We start from the raw sequence: 23,848 nt of genomic DNA on the forward strand, positions 1-23,848 counted from the left end.
GGCCCTGCGCGCGGTCCAAGATCAGGCCGATCAATCGGGCTGGCCGAGCGAGGCGACCGGCGTCCGCTTCGGTGCCCCGCGCGGAGCGTCGTTGCGGTTCAGCATCTCTTTGAGATAGGCGACATTGGCCGCGGCTTGGTCCGGCGGCAGGTCCGCCTTCACGATGGTCTCGGCTTCGGCGAAGCGCCCTTGCAGGCCGACGACCAGACCGAGATTCTGCCGCACCCGGGCGCTCGCGCGCGGCGAAGCGTAAGCTTGTCGCAGCGCCTCTTCGGCCTTCGGCAGGTTCCTCGTCAACATGTAGGACAGGCCGAGATTGGAGAGGACGCCGGGATCACCTGGTGCGATCTTCAGGGCGCTCGCATAATAGGAGCGCGCCTCGTCGTGCCGGCCCATCTGATCGAGCGCAGTACCTTGCACCGAGAGCAGGCGCCAGTCCGGATTGTCGGGCGAATGCGCCTTCGACAGCACGTCGAAGGCCTGCTGGAAATTGCCGTTGTCGGCGAGCGCGCGGCCGTACTGGGCGAGCAGCGCCTTGTTGCCGGGATTGGCGATGGTCGCCTGCTCGAGCACGGCGGCGGCCTGGGCGCGCTGGCCATTGGCGCGCAAGGCCTGGCCATAGGCGAGCGCGGCGTCAGCATCCTTGGGATTGGCCCGATAGCGCTCGCCATAGACTTCGGCAGCGCGCGCGGGATCGGCCGGAGCGGCTTCCGCCCGCGGCCCGACCGAGCCGGTGATCTCGGAGAGCTTCGACATGCCCGTGCAGCCGCCGAGGCCCATGGCCAACGCCGCGGCCAGCGAGGTGGACGCAAGAAGCCGGGCAAGACTGAATCGTTGACGCATGACGCTTTGAATCTCGAGCCGATTGATCGAGCCGAACGCGCCAGCAATAGACTGTTAACCCTAACGGCCAGTTAACACCGACGAGTGGGAGATACGAGAGCTTCCCGACGGCGGTTGCGCCCCGCCGGTCAATATTCGATGGCAAGTCGCTTGCGGATTTCATCGACGCGCTTGTCCAGCGCATCGAACCGCGCATGGACCGAGCGGTCGTGCAGATAGAAGACGTAGCCGCCGGCAAGGAACGCGAAGATCCAGTGATGATGCTCGACATAGCCGAAAATCGCCTCGACGGCCTGGCCGATGAATGTGACTGCGCTCCACACAATTTCCATTGCATCCTCCCGGCAGGCGTCGTCGGCCGCCGGCGATTTCCATATGTGGCGGCCGTGCTCGGAACCTAGCATGGCCTCCTCGCTGCGAGTAGCGGCTCGCTGAACGGTGACAGCAAAGCCGATTGCGGCGGCGCCGAAACTCTGCGAAGTCTCGTCCGTTCGCACGACTGCTTGATCTGACGATCCGGACCCGCCAATGCCTTCTGTCTTCGAGACGTCGCCCACTGCCATACCGATCACCTTCGTCACCAAATCGAGCTGGGATCAGGTCGCCGAAACGCTACCCGCGGCGCAGCGCCAGTTCGCGGCCGCGAGCGCCTTTGCCGCCAAGCCTGGCGGCTATCTCGCGCTGCCCGCGCCGGACGGCGCAATTGCACAGGTGCTGTTCGGCCTCGAGGACGAAGGCGCCAGATCGCGCGACCTGTTCCGGCCGGGCGCCCTGCCTGGCCTGCTGCCGCCGGGCACCTATCGCTTTGCCAATTCACCGCACGATGCACGGCTGGCGGCGCTGGCCTTCGCGCTCGGCAGCTACCGCTTCGCCCGCTACCGCAAGGCTGACCGGCCCGGCGTCCGGCTGGTGCCGCCTGATGGCGTCGACGCGACCGAGATCAATCGCATGGCCGATGCGGCGATGCTGGCACGCGATCTCATCAACACGCCGGCCAACGACATGGGACCGGAGCAGCTCGCCGCAGCCGCGCAGGCGCTCGCCGCCGACTTCGGCGCAAGCTTCGCCTGCACCATCGGTGAAGATCTGAAGACGAATTTTCCGCTGATCCATGCCGTCGGCATGGCCTCGAGCCGTGCGCCGCGACTGATCGACATTGGCTGGGGCGATCCGGCTCATCCCAAGGTGACGCTGGTCGGCAAGGGCGTCTGCTTCGACACCGGCGGACTCGACCTGAAGCCGTCGAGCGGCATGCTGATCATGAAGAAGGACATGGGTGGCGCCGCCAACGTGCTGGCGCTCGCAGGCATGGTGATGGATGCGAAGCTGAAGGTCCGATTGCGCGTGCTGATTCCGGCCGTGGAGAACGCGGTCGCCGGCAACGCGTTCCGCCCCCTCGACATCTTCACCTCGCGCAAGGGCATCACGGTCGAGATCGGGAATACCGACGCGGAAGGCCGCCTCGTCCTCGCCGACGCGCTGGCGCTGGCCGATGAGGAAAAGCCGGAGCTGCTGATCGATTTGGGCACGCTGACCGGCGCGGCACGCGTTGCGCTGGGGCCGGATCTGCCGCCTTTTTACACCAATGATGAGACGGTGGCGGCCGACGTCGCACGTTGCGCGGTGAGGGAGAACGATCCGTTGTGGCGCATGCCGCTGTGGCCGCCTTACGATGCCTGGCTGGACTCCAAGACGGCGACCATCACCAATGCCCCGTCGGGCGGCTTTGCCGGCTCGATCACCTGCGCGCTGTTCCTGCAACGCTTCGTCGAGCATGCCAGGAGCTGGCTGCATGTCGACATCTACGGCTGGACGCCGTCGGCGAAGCCGGCGCGGCCGGAGGGCGGCGAGTGCCAGGCTGCGCGCGCTCTCTATTCATTGCTGAGTGAGCGCTATGCATGATCCACGGCTGACGCCGGTGCGGGGCGACATCGCCGCGAAATATCTCGAAGGCAAGGTGGAGGCGAATCGCTTCGTCACTGGCGAGGAATTCGAGGTGGTCGAGGCCATCGCAGCCGTGCGTGAGCAGCCATCCTCGAATGCGACCTTGATGACCGAGGCGCTGCGCGGTGAGCGCGTCACCATTTACGACCGCAACGGCGAAGGCTGGGCCTGGGGCCAGCTCAATGCCGACGGGTATGTCGGCTGGTTGCCGGATGCAGGCCTGGCTCGCCCCGCGGCAACGCCAACCCACGTCGTCAGTGTACTCCGGACGTTTGCGTTTCCCGGCCCTTCAATCAAGCTACCGCCGGCCGACACGCTGGTGCTTGGATCAAAGCTCACGATCGTGCGCGAGCATGGGGCCTTCGCGGTGACGCGCGCCGGAACGTTCTTGCCGAAGACCCATCTCGTCCCGCTCGATCATCGCGAGCCGGACTTCGTCGCCGTCGCCGAGCGCTTCGTCGGCACGCCCTATCTCTGGGGCGGTAAAAGCAGCTTTGGCATCGATTGCTCGGGCCTGGTGCAAGTCTCGCTGACTGCTGCCGGCATCGGCTGCCCGCGCGACAGCGACATGCAGCAGGCAGGCGTCGGCCGCGCGCTCGAGGCGCATGAGTGGGACAAGCTGCAACGCGGAGATCTGATCTTCTGGAAGGGCCACGTCGCCATCGTGCGCGACGGGGCCACCATGGTTCACGCCAACGCCTATCACATGGCCACCGTGATCGAACCGACCGGGCCGGCGATTGCGCGGATCAGGCAAGCCGGCAGCGAGGTCGCCGCGATCAACCGGCTCGCTTAATCTCGTAGCGGCGGGCGACAGCTCTCCCGTACGGAGAGCTGAAGCACTACGTCGCGACCGAGCCGTTGCCCGCAGTCTCCAGCCGGAACGCGGCGGCGAACAACGCTCGGGTGTAATCCGTCTTCGGGTTGTTGAACAGCTCGGCGGCCTGCCCCTCCTCGACCACCTTGCCGCCGCGCATCACGATCAGATGGCTGGCGAGCGAGGCGACGACGCGCAGGTCGTGCGAGATGAACATGTAGGTGAGCTCGCGCTTGCGCTGGAGCTCCCGCAAAAGATCGACCATCTGCGCCTGGAACAGCATGTCGAGCGCGCTGGTCGGCTCGTCCAGCACGACGAAATCCGGCTCCAGCACCACCGCCCGGGCGATGCTGATGCGTTGGCGCTGGCCGCCGGAGAATTCATGGGGATAGCGGAAGCGCGTCTCTGGATTGAGTCCGACATCCTCGAGCGCCTTGACGACGCGGCCCTCGCGCTCCTCACGCGAGAGATTCGGCTGATGCACGGAGAGGCCTTCGGCGATGATGTCGGCGACCGACATGCGCGGGCTGAGCGAGCCGAACGGATCCTGGAACACGATCTGCATGTCGCGCCGGAAGGGTCGCATTTCCTTGAAGCGCAGGCCCTGGATGTCCTTGCCCAGGAACACGATCCGGCCGTTCGACGAGATCAGCCTTAGCAGTGCGAGCCCCAGCGTGGTCTTGCCCGAGCCAGATTCGCCGACGACGCCAAGCGTCTCGCCCTTGCGCACGGCGAGGCTGACGCCGTCGACCGCCTTGATGTGGCCGACCGTCTTGCGCATCAAGCCGCGCTTGATCGGGAACCAGACCTTCAGATCGTTGGCCGACATCACCAGCGGCGCACCCGGCTGCGGCGGCGCCGGATCGGGCTTCGGCTCCGCCGCGAGCAGGTCGCGCGTATAGGGATGCTTCGGGGTCTTGAAGACCTGCTCGACCGGCCCGTGCTCGACGATCACGCCGCCCTTCATGACGCAGACCGTATCGGCGATGCGGCGGACGATGCCGAGATCGTGGGTGATGAACAGCAGGCTCATGCCGAGCCGCGCGCGAATCTCAGCGAGCAGTGCCAGGATCTGCGCCTGCACGGTGACGTCGAGCGCCGTGGTCGGCTCGTCCGCAATCAAGAGGTCCGGCTCATTGGCGAGCGCCATCGCGATCATCACGCGCTGGCGCTGGCCGCCGGAGAGCTGGTGCGGATAGCTCTTCAGCCGCGTCTCCGGCTCGGGAATACCGACCTGGGTCAATAGCTCGAGCGTCCGCTTGCGCGCCTCGGCATTGCTGGTCGGATTATGCAGCTGGATCATCTCGCCGATCTGCGCCTCGATCGTGTGCAGCGGATTGAGCGAGGTCATCGGCTCCTGGAAGATGATGGAGATGTCGCTGCCGCGAATCTCCCGCATCTGCTGCTCGGACTGGTCGATCAGCTCCTGCCCCTTGAAGCGGATGCTGCCGGAGGGATGCGAGGCGTTCGGATAGGGCAGCAGCTTCAAAATCGAGAGCGCGCTGACCGATTTGCCGGAGCCGGATTCGCCGACCAGCGCCACGCATTCGCCGCGCTTGATCTGGAACGAGACCTTGTCGACCGCGAGCGTGGTGGCGCCGCCCTGGTGGAAGGCGACCGAGAGATCGCGCACGCTGAGCAGAGGCTGGTTGATCGCGTCCATCGGCTCACCTGAACGTCTTGCGCGGATCGAAGGCGTCGCGCACGGCTTCGCCGATGAAGATCAACAGCGACAGCATGATGGCGACCGAGAAGAAGCCGGAGAAGCCGAGCCAAGGTGCTTGCACATTGGCTTTCGCCTGGGACAGCAATTCGCCCAGCGAAGGCGATCCCGGCGGCAGGCCGAAGCCCAGGAAATCGAGCGCCGTCAGCGTCATCACCGAGCTCGACACGATGAAGGGCAGGAACGTCATGGTCGCGACCATGGCGTTCGGCAGCAGGTGGCGGAACATGATGACCTGATTGGACACGCCAAGCGCCCGCGCCGCCTGAATGTATTCGAAGTTGCGCCCGCGCAGAAACTCGGCCCGCACGAGACCTACCAGTGAGACCCAGGAGAACAGCAACAGGATGCCGAGCAGCACGAAGAAGCCGGGCACGAGGACCGAGGACAGGATCAGGAGAAGGTAGAGCGAGGGAATCGCCGTCCAGATCTCGATGAAGCGCTGGAAGATCAGATCGACCCGACCGCCGAAATAGCCCTGCACCGCCCCCGCCGCGATGCCGATCACCGACGAGATGATGGTGAGGCACAGGCCGAACAGTACCGAGATGCGGAAGCCGTAGATCAGTCGTGCGACCACATCGCGCCCCTGGTCGTCGGTGCCGAACCAGTTGTATTCGAGGTCGCGGCAGCTCTTCAGCCCCTTCTTCTCCACCACCGGCTTGCATTGCTTCTCGGTCAGCATCCAGGTCGGCGGCGACGGCGCCGGCGTCGGCAGGTCAAGATTGTGGGTGTCGTAGGAATAGCGGATCAGCGGCCAGACGATGCTGCCGCCCTTGTCCTTGATCAGCTTCTGCAAATAGGGATCGCGGTAGTCGGCCGCGGTCTCGAAGTCGCCGCCGAAGGTGGTTTCCGAATAGGTCACGAAGGCGGGCCAATAGAGCCGGCCGTCGAACTTGATCAGGAAAGGCCGGTCGTTGGCGATCAACTCGGCGAACAGTGAGACCACGAACAGAATAATGAAGATCCAGAACGACCAATAGCCGCGGCGGTTCGCCTTGAAGTTCTGCCATCGCCGCCTGTTGAGCGGCGAAGGTGCGAACGACTTGCGGGTGATTGGAACGACCTCACCCAGCGGAGACTGCGTCGTGGTCTCGATCGGCGTCGGCGCGGTAATTGTCATCAGACCTCCCGCGCCTCGAAATCGATTCGTGGGTCGATCCACATATAGGTCAGGTCGGAGATCAGGTTGATCACGAGTCCGACCAACGAAAAGATGTAGAGCGTGCCGAACACCACGGGATAGTCACGGTTGAGCACGCTCTCGAAACTGAGCAGCCCGAGCCCGTCCAGCGAGAAGATGGTCTCAATCAGCAGCGAGCCCGAGAAGAAGGCGTGGATGAACGTCCCTGGAAAACCGGCGATCACGATCAGCATCGCATTGCGGAACACATGCCCGTAAAGCACCCGGCCCTCGCTGCACCCCTTGGCGCGCGCGGTCATAACATATTGCTTGCGAATCTCGTCCAGGAACGAATTCTTGGTCAGGAACGTCATGGTGGTGAACGCGCCGAGCCCCATGGCAATCAGCGGCAGCGTCAGATGCCAGAAATAATCGAGGATCTTCCAATACCAGGGAAACTGCGACCAGCCGTCCGAGGTCAGTCCACGCAGCGGGAACCAATTGAAGAAGGAGCCGCCGGCAAACAGGATGATGAGGAGGATGGCGAACAGAAATCCGGGAATGGCATAGCCAAGCACGAGCACGGTCGACGTCCAGGTGTCGAAGCGCGTGCCGTCCTTGACCGCCTTGCGGATGCCAAGCGGGATCGAGATCAGATACGTAATCAGAGTGAGCCAGATCCCGAGCGAAATCGAGACCGGCAGCTTCTCCTTGATCAGCTGGATCACGCTGACGTCGCGGAAATAGCTCTTGCCGAAATCGAAGCGCACGAAATTCCAGACCATCAGGAGAAAGCGTTCCGGTGCCGGCTTGTCGAAACCGAACTGTGCCTCGAGCTTCTTGATGAAGTCAGGATCAAGACCTTGCGCGCCGCGATATTTCGAGTTGATAGCGTCGCCACCGGCCCCGACTTGCCCCGGTGCACGCTGAGCGAAGTCGCCGCCGCCCGATATGCGCGAGCTGCCGCCGGTGTCAGCGCCGGAGAGCTGCGCGATCACGCGCTCGACCGGGCCGCCCGGCGCGAACTGCACGACGATAAAGGACACGAAGAGGATCCCGAGCAGCGTCGGGATCATCAAGAGGATGCGGCGGGCGATATAGGCGCTCATGATTATTTCGCCTGCTCGAGCTTGGCGGCCTTGGCGGGTTCATGCCACCAGATGTCGGGTGCGCCGACGCCGTTGGCATAACGCGGCAGCTTCTGAGGGTGGCCGAACTGATCCCAATAAGCCAGCCGGTGCGTCTTGTTGTACCATTGCGGCACCCAATATCGGCCGGCGCGGAACAGACGGTCAAAGGCGCGGCACGCGACGGTCAAATCTTCTCGGCTGTCCGCCGCCATGATCTTTTCGATCATGGCGTCGATGGCCGGGCTGGCGACGCCTGCGAGATTGTATGAGCCTTTGGTCGCCGCAACCTGCGAAGAAAAGAATGCGCGCATGGCGTCGCCCGGCGTCGCCGACATGCTGAAGCGCTGGATCGTCATGTCGAAGTCGAACTCTTCCTGGCGCGCCCTGTATTGCACCGCATCGACGAGGCGCACGCTCGCTTCGATGCCCAGCGTCCCCAGGTTCTTTATGTAGGGCGCATGGTGCGGCTGGAAGGAGGGCTCGTCCAGCAGGAATTCGATCCTGAACACCTCTCCGTTCGGCAGCACCCGCTTGCCATCCTTGATCGGCACACCGGCTTCGTTTAGCAATTGCTGCGCCTTGCGCAACAGGCTCCGGTCTTGCCCGGAGCCGTCCGAGACCGGCGGCGTGAATGGGGTCGCGAACACGTCGTCCGGCACATGGCCGCGAAACGGCTCCAGCAGCTTCAGCTCGTCCGGCGAAGGAGGCCCATCGCCCGCCATGAGATCCGAGTTCTGGAACGGCGACACCGTACGGGCATAAGCGCCGTACATGATAGTCTTGTTGGTCCACTCGAAGTCAAAGGCATTGATGAGGGCTTCGCGCACGCGGGGGTCTTTGAACTTGTCACGCCGCGTGTTGATGAACCAGCCCTGCGCGCCTGACGGCGTTTCGTCGGGCACGACCTCGAGCTTGACGCGACCATCCTTGACGGCCGGGAAGTCATAGCGCGTCGCCCAGATGCGTGAGGTGAATTCCTCACGGTAGAGATAGTTCTTGCCGGTGAAGCCTTCGAAGGCGACATCACGGTCGCGATAGAATTCATAACGCACGACGTCGAAATTGTAGCTGCCGCGGCAAACCGGCAGATCGGCAGCCCACCAGTCCTTGACCCGCTCGAATTCGATGTAGCGATTGACCTCGAATCTCCCGACCCTGTACGGCCCCGAGCCGAGCGGAATGTCCAGCGTCGATTCGTCGAACGGCCGGGACGTGTAATACGCTTTCGAAAAGATCGGCAGGCCCGCGGCATAGAGCGGCACGTCGCGCGCCCGCCCCTTGGCAAAGGTGACGACGAGCGTGGCATCGTCGATCGCTTCCGCGCTCACCATGTCGCGGAGCTGCACGATGAGCAGCGGATGCCCCTTGGCCTTCAGCGCGGTCAGTGAGAACGCCGCATCATGCGCGGTGAGCTTGGTGCCGTCGTGGAATTTCGCCTCCGGCCGCATCGTGAAGCGATAGACCAGCCGGTCCGGCGATATCTGCACGGATTTGGCTGCGAGCCCGTACATCGCGTCCGGCTCGTCACTCGCCCGCACCATCAGCGGCGAAAACGTCATGTCCATGCCTTGCGCGCCGTCGCCCTTGAGGATGAAGGCATTGAGCGAGTTGAAGGTCTGGTAGGACTGGTTATACGATTTCGTCGACGGGATGAGCGAGAACGTGCCGCCCTTCGGCGCGCCCGGATTGACATAATCGAAATGATGGAAATCGGCGGGATATTTGAGATCGCCGAACGCCGAGATGCCGTGGGCCTCGGCCGGCATTTCCGATGCCGTTGCGCCGCGCTGCCAGGTGGCGCCGAGCGCACCGGCGGCAGCCAGAGCAAGCACATGCCGGCGTGAAAGCTGCGCCATGCGCAAAGGCTCCCTCAAGAGCGTTTTCCGATCCGCGCCGCTTTTTCGGCGTCATACCACCACAGCGTCGGCAGGCCGGACCGTCCATATTTCGGCATTGGCTCGGCGTGGCTGAAGCGATCCCAGCGGGCATAGCGCGCGAACGGATAGGTGAACTGCGGAACCACGTAGAAATTCCAGAGCAGCACGCGATCGAGCGCATGGGTGGCGGCGACGAGGCCAGCGCGATCCTTGGCGAAGATCACCTTCTCGATCAAGGCATCCACGGCAGGGTTCTTGATGCCGATGGTGTTGCGCGCACCAGGCACGTCGGCAGCCTGCGAGCCCCAGAACTCGCGTTGCTCGTTGCCCGGCGAGAGCGACTCGCCCCATTGATCGATGATCATGTCGAAGTCGAAGCTGCGCAGCCGATTCTGGTACTGCGCATCATCGACGGTACGAACCGATGCATTGACGCCGATTCGCTCCAGTGACGGCTTGTAGAACAGTGCGATTCGCTCGGATGAGGGGTCCTGCACCAGGATTTCGACCGTCAGAACCTTGCCCGAGGCGTCCACCAGCTTGTGGTCGCGAACTTCGAAACCTGCCTCTTTCAGCAGCTTTGCCGCTTCGCGCAGATTGGCGCGCACGGCCTCTGGAGTGCCGCCAACCGGATTCTGATAAGGCGTGGTGAAAACTTCCGGCGGCACCTTGTCCTTTACGGTTTCAAGGATCTGCAGCTCCTCGCCCTGGGGCAGCCCGGTCGCGGCGAGTTCCGTGCCTTCGAAATAGCTGTTGATGCGCTTGTACTGACCAAAGAAGAGCTGCTTGTTCATCTCCTCGAAATCGAAGGCATAGTTGAAGGCGCGCCGCACCCGCGCGTCCTTGAATTGGGGACGCCTGATGTTGACGACGAAGGCCTGCATGCGGCCGGAATCGTTGATCGGAAATTCTTCCTTGATGACCCGCTTCTCCGCCACCGCCGGGAAGTCGTAGGCCGTCGCCCACTGCTTGGCGGAGTTTTCCGCGATCCAGTCGGCCTGGTCGGCCTTGAAGGCTTCCAGCGCCACGAGGTTGTCACGGAAGAACTCGAAGCGGAGCTCGTCGAAATTGTTGGTGCCGATCTGGCTGGGGAGATTGGCACCCCAATGATCTTTCACCCGCTCCAGCTTGATCGAGCGTCCCGCCACGAATTCCTTGATCCGGTACGGCCCGGAGCCCAGCGGGATCTCCAGCGTGGTCGCGCTGACGTCGCGTTTGCGGCCCTGGGCGTCGGTGCCTTCCCACCAATGTTTCGGCAGCACGGTCAATTCACCGACGATGGTCGGCAGTTCGCGGTTGCCCGGCCCGTCGAAGCTGAACTTGACGTCGCGCTCGCCAACCTTCTCCGCCTTGGTCACGTGGCGATAGTAGGACGCGTACATGGGGCTCTGCTGCTTGAACGTCTCCAGCGAGAAAATGACGTCCTCCGGCGTCACCGCCTTGCCGTCATGCCAGCGGGCTTCCTTGCGCAGGCGATAGATCACCCAGGAAAAATCGTCCGGATGTTGTGCCGCCTCGGCAAGTTCGCCGTACTCGGTCGCCACCTCGTCCTGCGCCCGGGTCATGAGCGTTTCGTAGATCATCGCCGCAGCTGGAGCGAGGGAGCCCTTGATGCCGGCGACCGCGAGGTTGAAATTGTCGAAGGTGCCGATCGAGATCAGGCGGGCGACGCCGCCTTTGGGCGCATCCGGATTGACGTAATCGAAGCGCTTGAAGTCGGCGGGGTACTTGATGTCGCCGAACAGCGACAGAGCATGGCGCCAAGGAAGCCCATTTTCATTGGCTGATTGCGCCGCTGCCGTGCCGATGACGGAAACGCGGCCCATGGAACCGAGGGCGGGGAGAGCTGCGGCCGCAGTGCCGGTGAGCAGGAGATCGCGTCGGGTAATGGCCAAATCAACATTCCCTGTCTTGAAGGAGGCTACTCCTTTAAGTTCCCAATATAGGCGAGGTTTCGACCGAATATGTTGCTTTTTGCTCATCTTGAAAGCCCAGCCGGCCTCTCGGATGCGGCCAAACGCCCCGATAGCGTTGCCGCGAGGCCGGATAAGCAAACGGCCAGGCTTTTCAGCCTGGCCGCAGATTCCAAGAGAGAACTTTGAGGCTTACTTAGACGCCGTCGGCAGCGGCTGCGGATGCTCCGACAACGAATTCAGATAGGCAATGACGTCGGCCCGCTCGGAATCCTTCGGGATACCGGCGAAGCCCATTGCAGTGCCCGGGATGAAGCCCTTCGGATTGGCGATGAACTTGTTGAGATCCTCGAACGTCCAGGTGCCGCCCTTGGCTTTCATGGCCGCCGAGAAGTTGAACCCGCGGCCTTCGCCCTTCGGCTCGCCGACGACGCCATAAAGGTTCGGACCGACGCGATTCGGGCCGCCCTTTTCGAAAGTATGACAAGCGCCGCACTTCTTGGCGGCCGCCGCGCCCTTTTCGACGGAGGCGGTCTGGAGCAGTTTTTCGATCGGCTCCGAGGAGGCCGCAGCGGCGGCGCCGCCCTCCTTGCCGTGGCCGGCATCTTCCTTCACCGCGATCTCGAAGCCCGGCTTTTCCGGCATCTTCGGCGAGAAAAGCGCCTGGGCGGTGAAGCTCGTCACCAGCAGCACGAGACAGGTGCCAAGAACAGCACCGAGAATCTTGTTGAGTTCGAAAGAATCCATTTCCGGCCAGGCCCCACCGCAAGAAGGAAACGGCGGCCCAAGCGGCCGCCAGGACGAGCCTCGGGAGAAATCGTTCCTTATTGTTTCCCCGAGTTTTGCCATTGAGATATCGGTTTGCCCCGGGTCTGGCAACCCGTATAAGCGACCCGGCTTTCAGCCCGTCCCCATGCCATTTCTCGGCGCGGAAAGCGCTCCGTTTCCAGGCCCTTGACCCAATGATCGATCCCCGCATCCTGGTGCTGATCCCGGCCCGCATGGCCGCCACACGCCTGCCCGGCAAGCCGCTCGCCGATATCGCGGGCCTGCCGATGATCGTGCACGTGCTGCGCCGCGCCGAGGCCGCTGCCATCGGCCGGGTCGCGGTCGCAACCGACACGGCGGAGATCGCCTCGGTCGTCACAGCCCACGGCGGTGAGGCGGTGATGACCCGCCCGGACCATCCCTCGGGCTCGGACCGCATCCACGAGGCCATGCAGAAGCTCGATCCGGACGGCAAGGCCGAGATCGTGATCAATCTCCAGGGCGATTTCCCGACCATCACGCCGCAGACCATCCGCGAGGTGCTGCCACCCTTTACCGAGCCTGCCGTCGATATCGTGACGCTCGCCTCGCAGATCCACACCGAGGAGGAGGATCTCGCCCCGAGCGTCGTGAAGGCGGTAGGCTCGCCGATCGGGCCGCGGCGGCTGCGGGCGCTCTATTTTACCCGTGCCACGGCCCCCTACGGCGACGGACCGCGTTACCACCATATCGGACTCTACGCGTACCGCCGCGCGGCGCTGGATCGATTCGTGTCGCTGCCACGGTCTCCCCTGGAAGTTCAGGAAAATCTTGAGCAGCTCCGGGCGGTGGAAGCCGGCATGCGCATCGACATCATGATCGTCGACAGCGTGCCCCGTGGCGTGGACACGCCGCCCGATCTCGAAACCGCGCGCAGCATCCTTTCCAAATCCTGAGCCGCTGTTACAAGGCCGATCATGAGCAAGCTGAAAGTCGCATTCCAGGGCGAGCCTGGGGCCAATTCCCACATCGCCATCGTCGAGGCCTATCCCGACGCCGAGCCGATGCCCTGCGCCACCTTCGAGGACGCGCTGTCAGCGATCTCGTCCGGCGAGGCTGATCTCGGCATGATCCCGATCGAGAATTCGGTCGCGGGCCGCGTCGCTGACATCCATCACCTGCTGCCGGCCTCCGGCCTCTTCATCATCGGCGAATGGTTTCTGCCCGTTCGACATCAGCTGATGGCGGTGAAGGGTACCAAGCTCGACGACGTCAAGAGCGTGGAGAGCCATGTCCACGCACTCGGCCAGTGCCGGCGCATCATCCGCAAGCTCGGCATCAAGCCAATCGTGCACGCGGACACTGCCGGCAGCGCCCGCGACATTTCCGAGCGCAAGGACAAGACCGTCGCCGCGATCGCCTCGCGCTTGGCCGCGAAAATTTACGGCCTCGACATCCTCGCCGAGGACATCGAGGACGAGGCCCACAACACCACGCGCTTCGTGGTGCTGGCGCGCGAGCCGAAATGGGCAGCCCAAGGCTCGGGCCCGCTGGTCACGACGTTCGTCTTCCGGGTGCGCAATTTGCCGGCCGCGCTCTACAAGGCGCTCGGCGGCTTTGCCACCAACGGCGTCAACATGACCAAGCTCGAAAGCTACATGATCGACGGCAATTTCTTCGCCACGCAGTTCTATGCCGACGTCGACGGACATCCCGACGACAAGGGCCTCGCCTTTGCCATCGAGGAGCTGAAATTCTTCTCGCGCGAATTCCGCATTGTCGGCGTGTATCCGGGGCATCCGTTCCGCGCGACGTTCAACGAGGCGCAGGATTGATAACTGTCGTTCCGGGACACGCGAAGCGTGAACCCGGAACCTCGAGATTCCGGGTTCGATGCTTCGCATCGCCCCGGAATGACGGTGAGTGACTAGGACGCCTGCTTCGCCAGCCCGAACGCCTCCGCCAGCAGCGAATACGACCTCTTTCGCGCCTCGTGGTCATACACGGCGGTGATCACCATCAGCTCGTCCGGCTTGCTCGCGTAGATTAGCGGCTGAAGCTTCTTCTGCACGGTTGCCGGGCTGCCGACGAACAGGCGCGAGCGGTTGCGGAGAATCGAGATGCGCTCGGCGTCCGTGTAGGGATAGGCCAGCGCCTCCTCGATACTCGGCAGCGGAAGATATTGACCGCGGTCGCGGCGAAGGCGGTTGAGATCGAAGGAGCTGGCGAGCCTTTCGGCCTCCTCATCTGTGTCGGCCACGATGGCCGCGACCGCGAGGATCGCATGTGGGCTGGCGCGCCAGGCGGAGGGCTGGAAGCGGTTGCGGTAATGCACCATCGCATCGATGGCGTCGTGGGAAGCGAAATGATGGGCGAAGGCGAAGCCCATGCCGACCTGCGCGGCGAGCTCCGAGGAATAATCGCTCGAGCCGAGCAGCCAGATCGGCGGCAGGGCGGTGTCGTCAGGCATGGCGACGACGCTGTTGTAAGGGTGGCCCGCGGGGAATTTGCGGGTCTCCCACAAGATCAGTTCGTGCAGCCGCTCCAGAAAATCTTCGCCCTCGCGGCGGTCGAGCCGGCTGCGCAGCGCGTAGGCGGTGGCGCCGTCGGTGCCCGGGGCGCGGCCGAGACCGAGGTCGATACGTCCGGGAAACAGCGCCTCCAGCATCTTGAAGCGCTCGGCCACGACCAGCGGCGCGTGGTTGGGCAGCATCACGCCGCCGGAGCCGACGCGCAGGTGCTTCGTCACCGCCGCGATCTGCCCGATCATGACGTCGGGCGCGGGGCTCGCGACCGAGGCGAGGTTGTGATGCTCGGCGAGCCAGTACCTGACATAGCCGAGCCCGTCGACGTGGCGTGCCAGATCGATGCTGTTGCGCAGCGCCGCGGCGGGCTTGGTACCGGTGGTGACGACCGACAGGTCGAGGACTGAGAGCGGGATCATGGTGCGTCAACGTAACGGAGGGCTGTGCGGCGGCAATGGCAGGCTGCGCAGGCCTGACGTGTAGGACTTGGCGGGTACGCTAAGATCCCTGATTGGGACAATTGTTACTTCTATATGCCAAAATTCGGTCCGCCCACCTGCAAAATCGGAACAAAGAAAATGCAATATCGGCAATAGCGTTTTTGTATCAATACATTATGTCTCTGGATGTCTTTCCCAACGAGATCGCAAACTGCGCCAGAATTCGTTCTGGTCATATCCTGGTGGGCAATTTCCCATCCCCGATGGGCTGTCGACTAGACCGCCTTTGCCCTATTTTAGGCCTCCGCGAGATGATCCGACCGCCGGCCGAAATTCGGAGTGAATGGTGCCATGACTGACGTGACGACGCCTGGCCAAGCCAACGGGCAAGACGGGCACCTGAAGCGGCCTGCGATTTCCTTCGAGTTTTTTCCGCCCAAGACCGAGGAAATGGAGCGGAATCTCTGGGACACCATCAACCGGCTCGCCCCGCTCGACCCGCAATTCGTCTCGGTGACCTACGGCGCCGGCGGCTCGACCCGCGAGCGCACCCATTCCACCATTTCCCGCATCCTGAAGGAAACCGCGCTGCTGCCGGCCGCGCATCTGACCTGCGTCGGCGCCTCGCGCGGCGAGATCGACGAGATCGTCGACCGCTATCACGAGGTCGGCGTCCGCCACATCGTGGCCTTGCGCGGCGATCCCGTCGGCGGCATCGGCACGCCCTACTTCAGCCATCCCGACGGCTACCAGACGTCCGCCGCACTCGTTGCCGGCATCAAGAAACGGCATTCCGACATCGAAGTGTCCGTATCCGCCTATCCCGAGAAGCACCCGGAGGCGCGCGACTTCGATGCCGACATCGACACGCTGAAGGCCAAGGTCGATGCGGGTGCGACGCGCGCGATCACCCAGGTGTTCTTCGATAACGACCTCTATTTCCGCTATCTCGACCGCGTCCGCGGGCGCGGCATCAGCATTCCGATCGTGCCGGGCATCATGCCCATGCACAATTTCAAGCAGGCCCGTAATTTCGTCACCCGCGCCGGCACATCTGTGCCCGACTGGTTCGCCGCGAAATTCGACGGCCTCGATGACGACGCCGAGACCCGCAAGCTGGTGGCCGCAACCGTTGCGGCCGGCCAGGTGCAGAAGCTCGCCAAGCACGGCGTCGACACCTTCCATTTCTACACCATGAACCGCGCCGATCTCGTGTTCGCGATCAGCCATTTGCTCGGCATTCGCGCCAAGAGCGCGCAGAAGGCGGCGTAAGACAACATGACCGTAACCATCTCTCCCAAGCGGACTGCCCTGCTCAACGCCGCGCGCGAACGCATCCTCGTGCTCGACGGCGCTATGGGCACGATGATCCAGAACCTCCAGCTCGACGAGGCCGCCTTCCGCGGCGAGCGCTTCAAGAGCTTTCACCGCGACCTGCGCGGTAACAACGATCTCTTGATCCTGACCCAGCCGCAGGCGATCGAGGACATCCACGCCGCGTACTTGCGCGCCGGCGCTGACATCGTCGCCACCAACACGTTCTCGACGACCTCGATCGCGCAGGCCGATTACGATCTCACCGACATCGTCTACGAGATGGCGCGTGAAGGCGCTCGCCTCGCCGGCAATGCGGCAGGGCGCGTCGCGGCCGAGGACGGCAAGCCGCGCTTCGTCGCCGGTGCCATCGGGCCGACCAACCGCACCGCCTCGATCTCGCCCGACGTTTCCAATCCCGGCTATCGCGCCGTCACCTTCGATGATCTGCGCCAATCCTATGGCGAGCAGATCCGCGGCCTGATCGACGGCGGCGTCGATCTGCTGCTGGTCGAGACCATCTTCGATACGCTCAATGCCAAGGCGGCGCTCTACGCGATCGCCGAGATCACGGAAGAACTCGGCATCGACATGCCGGTGATGGTATCGGGCACCATTACCGACAAATCCGGCCGCCTGCTCTCCGGACAGATGCCGGAAGCGTTTTGGAATTCGGTGCGCCACGCGAGGCCGATCACCATCGGTTTCAATTGCGCGCTCGGCGCCGAGGACCTGCGCGCGCATATCGCCGATATCGGCCGCGTCGCCGATACGCTCGTCTGCGCCTATCCCAATGCCGGCCTGCCGAACGAGTTCGGCCAGTATGACGAAAGCCCGGAGTACATGGCGCGCCTGATCGGCGAATTTGCCCGTGACGGCCTCGTCAACATCGTCGGCGGCTGCTGCGGCACCACGCCGGAGCACATTGCAGCGATCGCCGCCGCGGTGGCCCCGCACAAGCCGCGCATCGTGCCGGAGATCGCGCCGCGCTTGCGGCTCTCCGGCCTCGAGCCGTTCGTGCTGACGGATGCGATCCCCTTCGTCAATGTCGGTGAGCGCACCAACGTCACAGGATCGGCGCGCTTCCGCAAGCTGATCACCGCCGGCGACTACACGGCCGCGCTGCAGGTCGCGCGCGATCAAGTCGAGAACGGCGCGCAAATCATCGACGTCAACATGGACGAGGGCCTGCTCGATTCCGAAGCGGCGATGGTGACCTTCCTCAACCTCGTCGCCGCCGAGCCCGACATCGCGCGCGTCCCCGTGATGGTCGATTCCTCGAAATTCTCGGTGATCGAGGCCGGCCTGAAATGCGTGCAGGGCAAGCCGGTCGTCAACTCGATCTCGATGAAGGAAGGCGAGGACAAGTTCATTCACGAGGCCAAGATCGCGCGCCGCCATGGCGCGGCCGTCGTGGTGATGGCGTTCGACGAGGTCGGCCAGGCCGATACGTTCGCGCGCAAGACCGAGATCTGCAAGCGCGCCTACGACATCCTGGTGAACCGGGTCGGCTTCCCGCCTGAGGACATCATATTCGATCCCAACATTTTTGCGATCGCGACCGGCATCGAGGAGCACAACAATTACGGCGTCGACTTCATCGAGGCGACGCGCTGGATCCGCCGGAACCTGCCCGGCGCGCACATCTCGGGCGGCGTATCCAATCTGTCGTTCTCGTTCCGCGGCAACGAGCCGGTGCGCGAAGCCATGCACTCGGTGTTCCTGTATCACGCCATCAAGGCCGGCATGGACATGGGCATCGTCAACGCCGGGCAGATGATCGTCTATGACGACATCGACCCCGAGCTGCGCCAGACCTGCGAGGACGTTGTCCTTAACCGCGATCCGGGTGCGTCCGAACGTCTGCTGGCGCTCGCGGAAAAATTCCGCGGCAAGAAGACGGAAAGCAAGGAAGCCGATCTCGCCTGGCGCGAATGGCCGGTGGAGAAGCGGCTGAGCCACGCGCTGGTGCACGGCATCACCGAGTTCATCGAGCAGGACACGGAAGAGGCCCGCAAATTGTCCTCGCGCCCGCTCGACGTGATCGAAGGACCGCTGATGGCCGGCATGAACGTGGTCGGCGACCTCTTCGGCGACGGCAAGATGTTCTTGCCGCAGGTGGTGAAGTCTGCGCGTGTCATGAAACAGGCCGTTGCTTACCTCATGCCGTTCATGGAGGAGGAGAAGGCGCGCAATCTTGCGAACGGCATCGGCACGGAGGGCTCCTCGTCCGCCGGCAAGATCGTGCTCGCGACCGTGAAGGGCGACGTTCACGATATCGGCAAGAACATCGTGGGCATCGTGCTCCAGTGCAACAATTTCGAGGTCATCGATCTCGGCGTGATGGTGCCGGCAGCCAAGATCGTCGAGACCGTGAAGGCGGAGAAGGCCGACATCGTCGGCCTGTCCGGCCTGATCACGCCCTCGCTCGACGAGATGGCATTCTTCGCCGGCGAGTTGCAGCGCGAAGGCCTCAAGCTGCCGCTGCTGATCGGCGGCGCCACCACGAGCCGCGTGCATACCGCGGTGAAGATCGACCCGAGCTATCGCGCCGGCCCCGTCGTGCACGTCAACGACGCCAGCCGCGCCGTCGGCGTTGCCTCCGCACTGCTCTCGCCGGAGAAGCGCGAGGCCTATGCCGCCGAGGTGCGCGCCGAATACGCCAAGATCTCGGAGGCGCATCTGCGTGCGCAGGCGGACAAGAAGCGGCTGAAGCTCGCGGCTGCCCGCGCCAACCGCGTGCCGGTGGACTTTGCAGCAAACAAGCCGGTGAAGCCGACCTTCCTCGGCATCAAGAGCTTCGACGACTACGACCTCGGCGAGCTCGTCGACTGCATCGACTGGACGCCGTTCTTCCAGACCTGGGAGCTCGCCGGACGCTTCCCCGCCATTCTCCACGACCCCAAGGTCGGCGAGGTCGCGCGCTCGCTCTACGACGATGCGCGCAAGATGCTCGATACCATCGTGAAGGAGAAATGGTTCCGGGCACGCGCGACGATCGGCTTCTGGCCGGCGAATGCGCAAGGCGACGACATCGTGCTCTACTCCGATGAAAGCCGGACCAAGAGCATCGCGACGCTGCACACGCTGCGCCAGCAGCTCGAAAAGCGCGAGGGCCGCTTCAACGCGGCGCTCGCCGACTTTGTCGCGCCCGTCGGCACCGGCGTGCCCGACTATGTCGGCGGCTTCGTCGTCACCGCTGGCATCGGCGAGGACGCGGTCGCCGATCGTTTCAAGATGGCGAACGACGACTATTCCTCGATCCTGTGCAAGGCGCTGGCCGACCGCCTGGCCGAAGCCTTCGCCGAGCGCATGCATGCCCGCGTCCGCCGCGAGTTCTGGGCCTATGCACCTAGCGAGGCGCTCTCCAGCGAGGAGCTGATCCTCGAAAAATACCAGGGCATTCGCCCCGCGCCTGGCTATCCCGCGCAGCCCGATCACACCGAGAAGGCGACATTGTTCGAACTGCTCGATGCGGAAAACACGGCCGGCGTGAAGCTGACCGAGAGCTTTGCAATGTGGCCGGGCTCGTCCGTCTCGGGGCTCTATTTCGCAAACCCTGCGAGCTATTATTTCGGCGTCGGCAAGATCGAGCGCGACCAGGTCGAGGACTATGCCGCACGCAAGGGCATGAGCGTAGCGGAAGCCGAGCGCTGGCTCGCGCCGGTGCTGAACTACATCCCGTCCCAGCCGGAGGCGGAAAAGGCGTTTGCCGCGACGCCCGCGAATGACGAGATGCCGAAAGACCTCGCCTCGCATCCGCCGGGCTGCACCTGCGCGGTGCACCTCGTCTGGCAGAAGAAGCGCGCGGGGGCGGGGTAGGCACCCCTCCAAAACAAAACTGAGAAAACAACCCCATGCACAGTAGCGATGGGGTTGAAAAGCTTGAATAATTTCGGACTTACCGAAAGCGGGTTGCGGCGTCGGGCAAAACAGGGGTAATATTCCATCATCGGCTGCTGCCCCGTCTGACAGTCTCGCCAAGCCCAGCGCCGTCATTCCGGGGCGCGCCTCTTGGCGCGAGCCCGGAATCCCTTTGCCTCGCATCATCTGCTGCGCGATGGATTCCGGGCTCGCGCTGCGCGCGCCCCGGAATGACAGGGGAAGTCCCTCACCCCTTCGGCCGCACCAGTGGCTGCACGATCTCCACTGGAAAAGCGGCAGGGCCGTGAACGTACCGCGCGCTCGCCGCGACCAATGGCGATCGCCGCCGACGAGCAGGAAATCAGATGCTGGATGCCCAGGGATTGATGTGGACGCAGATTGCCGCCGGCATCTCGGTGCTATTGTTTGGATTGATGCTGTTCAATCTGGTCCGCATGCGGGGCCGGATGCTGGCGGCGCGGAGCTGGGACAAGGTCGAGGGCATAATCACGGTCTCCAGGGTCGATCGGCCGGCGACGCACGCCTCGGACGATCAGAACGATGCCAAGCCCATCATCCGCTATCGCTATCACGCCCGCGGCGAAGAGCTGGAAAGCGACAAGGTCTTTGTTGGCGGCACTGCCATGACCACAGGGGTGCTCGCCGAAAAACTGGCGGGACGATATCCCGTTGGCGCCCATGTCGACGTCTATGTCGATCCGAAGTCCCCGGTCGAGGCGCTGTTGGAGCCCGCCGCAGCGCAGAACGTCGCGGCGCTCGTGGCATTCACGATCGTGTTCGGTTTCATTGCCGCCACCCTGACCGCGCACTCGCTCGCCGGTCACGTGCTTTACGCCGACAATGGCGTTCCGCTGTTCGCGTTCGCGCTGCCGATCATCGTGCTCGTGGGCGGCGTGTTCTGCATCGTCGAATATATCAGCACGCGCCGGCTGGCGAGCGCCAGCCTGCGCTGGCCGACTGCGGCCGGCAGGGTTACTCGTTGCGCCGTGATCGAGGAAATCATCGAGGACAAGGGCAGTGACGACGACAAGTCACGGACCACCAAGCTCCAACACCGCTATCAGGTCGACCTCCGCTACGCCTACAAGGTCGGCAAGCGCGACTTCATCGGCACCGAAGTCAATTGGGGCGGCACCATGATCTCCGGGCTGCGCGAGGTCGCCGAACAGGCCGCGGCGAAGTACCGTCCGGGGCAGAACGTCAAAGTTTATTACGATCCGGAACAGCCGGGACATGCGGTGCTCGAGCCTGCAAGCCGTGAAGGCACGCTGGGGCCGCTGATCGGAGCCGCGGTTTGCGCGATCGTCGGAGGCCTTTTCCTGACATTGCTGATCAAGGTCGGGTTCGCATAGCGGCGCTTGATGTCTTTCCGGGAGAAAGCGCGCATCCCGGAAATGACCTCATGGGGCTCACCCCTTCGGCGGCGCCAGCGGCTGCACGATCTCCTTGAAGGGAGCGAGGGCTTCGCAGCGCTCGGCATGCGCTGACAAGGCAGGGTAACGCGACGCGTCGAACAGCTGCGGGTGCGCTTCGCGGGTGAAGCGGACGACGCAAGCCACTGCGACGTCGGCATGACCGATGCGGTCGCCCAGCCAGTACGGCGTCGTCACCTTGGCGCGCTCGACCTCGAGCACCTTCAGCACGTCCGCGATCTGTGCTTGGCAGCGCTCGACCCATAGCGCAAGCTGCTCCTTCCGCAGCACGCGCTCGTAGAGCAGGCTCACCGCCTTGTCGCCGAGGCCGGAGGCGAGCGCGCAGATGCGCAAGTGGCGCCGCCGCTCGGCGCCACCGCGCGGCAGCATCGCCTTCTCGGGACCAACGAGCTCGTCGAGATAATCCAGGATGATCGTGCTCTCGATCAGCGCCTCGCCGTCGTCGAGCACCAGGGTCGGCACGCGGCGCAGCGGATTGTATGGCGCGATTCTGTCGGCATCGCCGAAGGTCGACCATGGCTTGTGCTCGAAGGCGAGGCCATAAAGCTTCAGCGCGATGGCGACGCGGCGGACGAAGGGGGAATCGTATTGGCCGATCAGGAACATGGGTCTCGCTCTTCTCGATCATTGAACAAGGCAGGGCCGATCAGTCTCCACGACCAGCTCGGTGCGGCGCAACAAAAATCTCGGAAATGGAGCATTGCGCCGGCTGCAACGAAGCGTCAGCCGGACGGTACGGACCGCCCGCTCAAAGGCCGTCCTGAATCGAGCGCTTGATGGCGGCGATCGCCGTCTCGTTGCGCTTGTACATCGTCCACTGCTTGATCCGTTTGGCGCGCACCAGTTTCGCGGCGGTCAGCACCCGCATGTGCTCGCTCAATGTTGGTGCGCTGACGCCGAGCTTTTCGGCGATCAGCAATCCGCAGACGCCGTCCTTGACCAGGTCGCCGTCGGCCTGCTCGCGAAAATGCTTCCGCGGATCCTGCAGCCATTCCAGGATCTGCAGGCGGCGTTCGTTGGCGAGCGCGCGCAAGGCAACGGCGAACTTCATTTAGCCATTTTGCTAATTACCTAATGGATGTCAACGCTCCCTTGCGCTATCTGGACGGTATCATGACAAAGACCATGGACATCACGCGGGAGCGGATTGCGGCGACCGAGGCGGTCATCCGTCCGCATATCAGGCGCACGCCGCTTCTGAAGGCCGATCTCGCCGATTTCGACCTGCCGGCCGCGCCCGTCACGTTCAAGCTCGAGATGCTGCAGCATTCCGGATCGTTCAAGGCGCGCGGCGCCTTCGCCAATCTGTTGCTGCGGCAGGTGCCGCAGGCGGGTGTCGTCGCCGCATCCGGCGGCAATCACGGCGCGGCGGTCGCCTATGCGGCGCAGCGGCTCGGCATTCCCGCCACGATCTTCGTGCCCGACATCACCTCGCCGGCCAAGGCCGAGCGGATCAGGGGGTATGGCGCCAAGCTCGTGATCGCGGGCAGCCGCTACGCCGATGCGCTCGCCGCGAGCGAGGCGCATGTCGCGCAGACCGGCGCGCTGGCCGTCCACGCCTACGATCAGGCCGAAACCCTGCTCGGCCAGGGCAGCGTCGGACTGGAATTGGAGCAGGATGCGCCCGGCATCGACACGCTGCTGGTGGCGGTCGGCGGCGGCGGGCTGATCGGCGGCATTGCGGCCTGGTACGCCGGCAGGACGCGTATCGTCGCGGTCGAGCCGGAGCAATCGCCGACCCTGCACGCTGCGTTTGAAGCGGGCGCTCCGGTCGATGCGCCGGCCGGCGGCATCGCCGCCGACAGCCTTGCGCCGCGGCGCGTCGGCGAATTGATGTTTCCGGTCGCGCGCGCCCATGTCGAGCGCGTCATCCTGGTCAGCGACGACGCGATCCGCCAAGCCCAGGCCGCCCTGTGGTCGCACTTGCGCCTCGTGGCCGAGCCCGGCGGCGCAGCCGCCTTTGCCGCGCTGCTCTCGGGCCGCTACCGTCCCTCAGCAGGAGAGCGCGTCGCGGTTCTGGTCTGCGGCGCCAATACGACGGCGGTAAAGTTCGACGGCTGAGTGAGAATGACATGAGGGGACCACGTGGACTGCCGCGCGTTGCTCTGGGAATTGGAAGAGCGATGGCGGCGGT

19 protein-coding genes are annotated in these 23,848 nt (G+C 64.1%); 8 read left to right on the forward strand and 11 right to left on the reverse strand.

Annotation, left to right across the window (positions count from 1 at the left end; translation table 11 throughout):
- Positions 1-30 precede the first annotated feature (30 nt).
- Positions 31-843 (reverse strand): tetratricopeptide repeat protein, encoded by an 813-nt coding sequence (locus IVB12_RS30820; RefSeq protein WP_247304854.1) that lies wholly within the window; start codon positions 841-843, stop codon positions 31-33.
- A gap of 128 nt (positions 844-971) precedes the next feature.
- Positions 972-1,175 carry a hypothetical protein gene (locus tag IVB12_RS38500; RefSeq protein WP_346657762.1) on the reverse strand — a complete coding sequence of 68 codons (204 nt, stop codon included), beginning with the start codon at positions 1,173-1,175 and terminating at the stop codon, positions 972-974.
- Between the two features lie 196 nt (positions 1,176-1,371).
- Here IVB12_RS38500 and IVB12_RS30830 point away from each other — a divergent pair, with 196 nt between their 5' ends.
- Together IVB12_RS30830 and IVB12_RS30835 are read left to right on the forward strand one after the other, a co-directional pair.
- Positions 1,372-2,745 (forward strand): leucyl aminopeptidase family protein, encoded by a 1,374-nt coding sequence (locus IVB12_RS30830; RefSeq protein ID WP_247304858.1) that lies wholly within the window; start codon positions 1,372-1,374, stop codon positions 2,743-2,745.
- Complete coding sequence (locus IVB12_RS30835; protein WP_247304860.1) at positions 2,738-3,583, forward strand: C40 family peptidase; 846 nt, start codon at positions 2,738-2,740, stop codon at positions 3,581-3,583. The genes IVB12_RS30830 and IVB12_RS30835 overlap by 8 nt, the downstream gene beginning before the upstream one ends.
- A gap of 46 nt (positions 3,584-3,629) precedes the next feature.
- Here the strand turns inward: IVB12_RS30835 and IVB12_RS30840 are convergent, their stop codons facing one another.
- The 6 genes from IVB12_RS30840 to IVB12_RS30865 form a co-directional block, all read right to left on the reverse strand.
- Positions 3,630-5,267 (reverse strand): ABC transporter ATP-binding protein, encoded by a 1,638-nt coding sequence (locus tag IVB12_RS30840; protein WP_247304862.1) that lies wholly within the window; start codon positions 5,265-5,267, stop codon positions 3,630-3,632.
- Between the two features lie 4 nt (positions 5,268-5,271).
- Positions 5,272-6,450 (reverse strand): ABC transporter permease, encoded by a 1,179-nt coding sequence (locus IVB12_RS30845; protein WP_247304864.1) that lies wholly within the window; start codon positions 6,448-6,450, stop codon positions 5,272-5,274.
- Positions 6,450-7,559 (reverse strand): microcin C ABC transporter permease YejB, encoded by a 1,110-nt coding sequence (locus IVB12_RS30850; protein WP_247304866.1) that lies wholly within the window; start codon positions 7,557-7,559, stop codon positions 6,450-6,452. Before IVB12_RS30850 ends, IVB12_RS30845 begins: the two co-directional genes overlap by 1 nt.
- Before the next feature lie 2 nt (positions 7,560-7,561).
- Positions 7,562-9,436, reverse strand: coding sequence for an extracellular solute-binding protein (locus tag IVB12_RS30855; RefSeq protein ID WP_247304869.1), 1,875 nt, complete (start codon positions 9,434-9,436; stop codon positions 7,562-7,564).
- A 14-nt stretch (positions 9,437-9,450) separates the two neighbouring features.
- Positions 9,451-11,352 carry an extracellular solute-binding protein gene (locus tag IVB12_RS30860; protein ID WP_247304871.1) on the reverse strand — a complete coding sequence of 634 codons (1,902 nt, stop codon included), beginning with the start codon at positions 11,350-11,352 and terminating at the stop codon, positions 9,451-9,453.
- A gap of 210 nt (positions 11,353-11,562) precedes the next feature.
- Entirely contained in the window at positions 11,563-12,117 is a 555-nt protein-coding gene (locus IVB12_RS30865; protein ID WP_247304874.1) for a cytochrome c family protein, read from the reverse strand.
- A 215-nt stretch (positions 12,118-12,332) separates the two neighbouring features.
- On the opposite strand from IVB12_RS30865, the gene IVB12_RS30870 reads away from it, so the two are divergent.
- Together IVB12_RS30870 and IVB12_RS30875 are read left to right on the forward strand one after the other, a co-directional pair.
- A complete protein-coding gene (locus IVB12_RS30870) occupies positions 12,333-13,073 on the forward strand; it encodes a 3-deoxy-manno-octulosonate cytidylyltransferase (RefSeq protein WP_247304877.1) in 741 nt (246 codons plus the stop codon).
- Between the two features lie 21 nt (positions 13,074-13,094).
- On the forward strand, positions 13,095-13,952 hold the full coding sequence (locus IVB12_RS30875; protein ID WP_247304880.1) for a prephenate dehydratase: 858 nt from the start codon (positions 13,095-13,097) through the stop codon (positions 13,950-13,952).
- Between the two features lie 92 nt (positions 13,953-14,044).
- Here the strand turns inward: IVB12_RS30875 and IVB12_RS30880 are convergent, their stop codons facing one another.
- Positions 14,045-15,061, reverse strand: coding sequence for an LLM class flavin-dependent oxidoreductase (locus IVB12_RS30880; protein ID WP_247304883.1), 1,017 nt, complete (start codon positions 15,059-15,061; stop codon positions 14,045-14,047).
- Positions 15,062-15,433: 372 nt separating this feature from the next.
- Here IVB12_RS30880 and metF point away from each other — a divergent pair, with 372 nt between their 5' ends.
- From metF to IVB12_RS30895, 3 genes are all read left to right on the forward strand, one after another.
- A complete protein-coding gene (gene metF, locus IVB12_RS30885; RefSeq protein ID WP_247304886.1) occupies positions 15,434-16,354 on the forward strand; it encodes a methylenetetrahydrofolate reductase [NAD(P)H] in 921 nt (306 codons plus the stop codon).
- 6 nt (positions 16,355-16,360) lie between these two features.
- A complete protein-coding gene (metH, locus tag IVB12_RS30890) occupies positions 16,361-20,218 on the forward strand; it encodes a methionine synthase (protein ID WP_247304889.1) in 3,858 nt (1,285 codons plus the stop codon).
- Between the two features lie 407 nt (positions 20,219-20,625).
- The gene (locus IVB12_RS30895; protein WP_247304891.1) at positions 20,626-21,633 is read left to right on the forward strand and encodes a DUF3592 domain-containing protein; all 1,008 of its coding nucleotides are present in this window, start codon (positions 20,626-20,628) and stop codon (positions 21,631-21,633) included.
- Positions 21,634-21,690: 57 nt separating this feature from the next.
- Here IVB12_RS30895 and IVB12_RS30900 read toward each other — a convergent pair whose 3' ends face one another.
- Both IVB12_RS30900 and IVB12_RS30905 read right to left on the reverse strand, forming a co-directional pair.
- Positions 21,691-22,320 (reverse strand): glutathione S-transferase family protein, encoded by a 630-nt coding sequence (locus IVB12_RS30900; protein WP_247304893.1) that lies wholly within the window; start codon positions 22,318-22,320, stop codon positions 21,691-21,693.
- Between the two features lie 142 nt (positions 22,321-22,462).
- A complete protein-coding gene (locus IVB12_RS30905; RefSeq protein ID WP_247304894.1) occupies positions 22,463-22,765 on the reverse strand; it encodes a winged helix-turn-helix domain-containing protein in 303 nt (100 codons plus the stop codon).
- A gap of 62 nt (positions 22,766-22,827) precedes the next feature.
- Here IVB12_RS30905 and IVB12_RS30910 point away from each other — a divergent pair, with 62 nt between their 5' ends.
- Complete coding sequence (locus IVB12_RS30910) at positions 22,828-23,775, forward strand: threonine/serine dehydratase (RefSeq protein ID WP_247304897.1); 948 nt, start codon at positions 22,828-22,830, stop codon at positions 23,773-23,775.
- Positions 23,776-23,848: the final 73 nt, after the last annotated feature.

Origin of the sequence: Bradyrhizobium sp. 179 (genome assembly GCF_023073535.1) — a bacterium.
Taxonomy (GTDB): domain Bacteria; phylum Pseudomonadota; class Alphaproteobacteria; order Rhizobiales; family Xanthobacteraceae; genus Bradyrhizobium.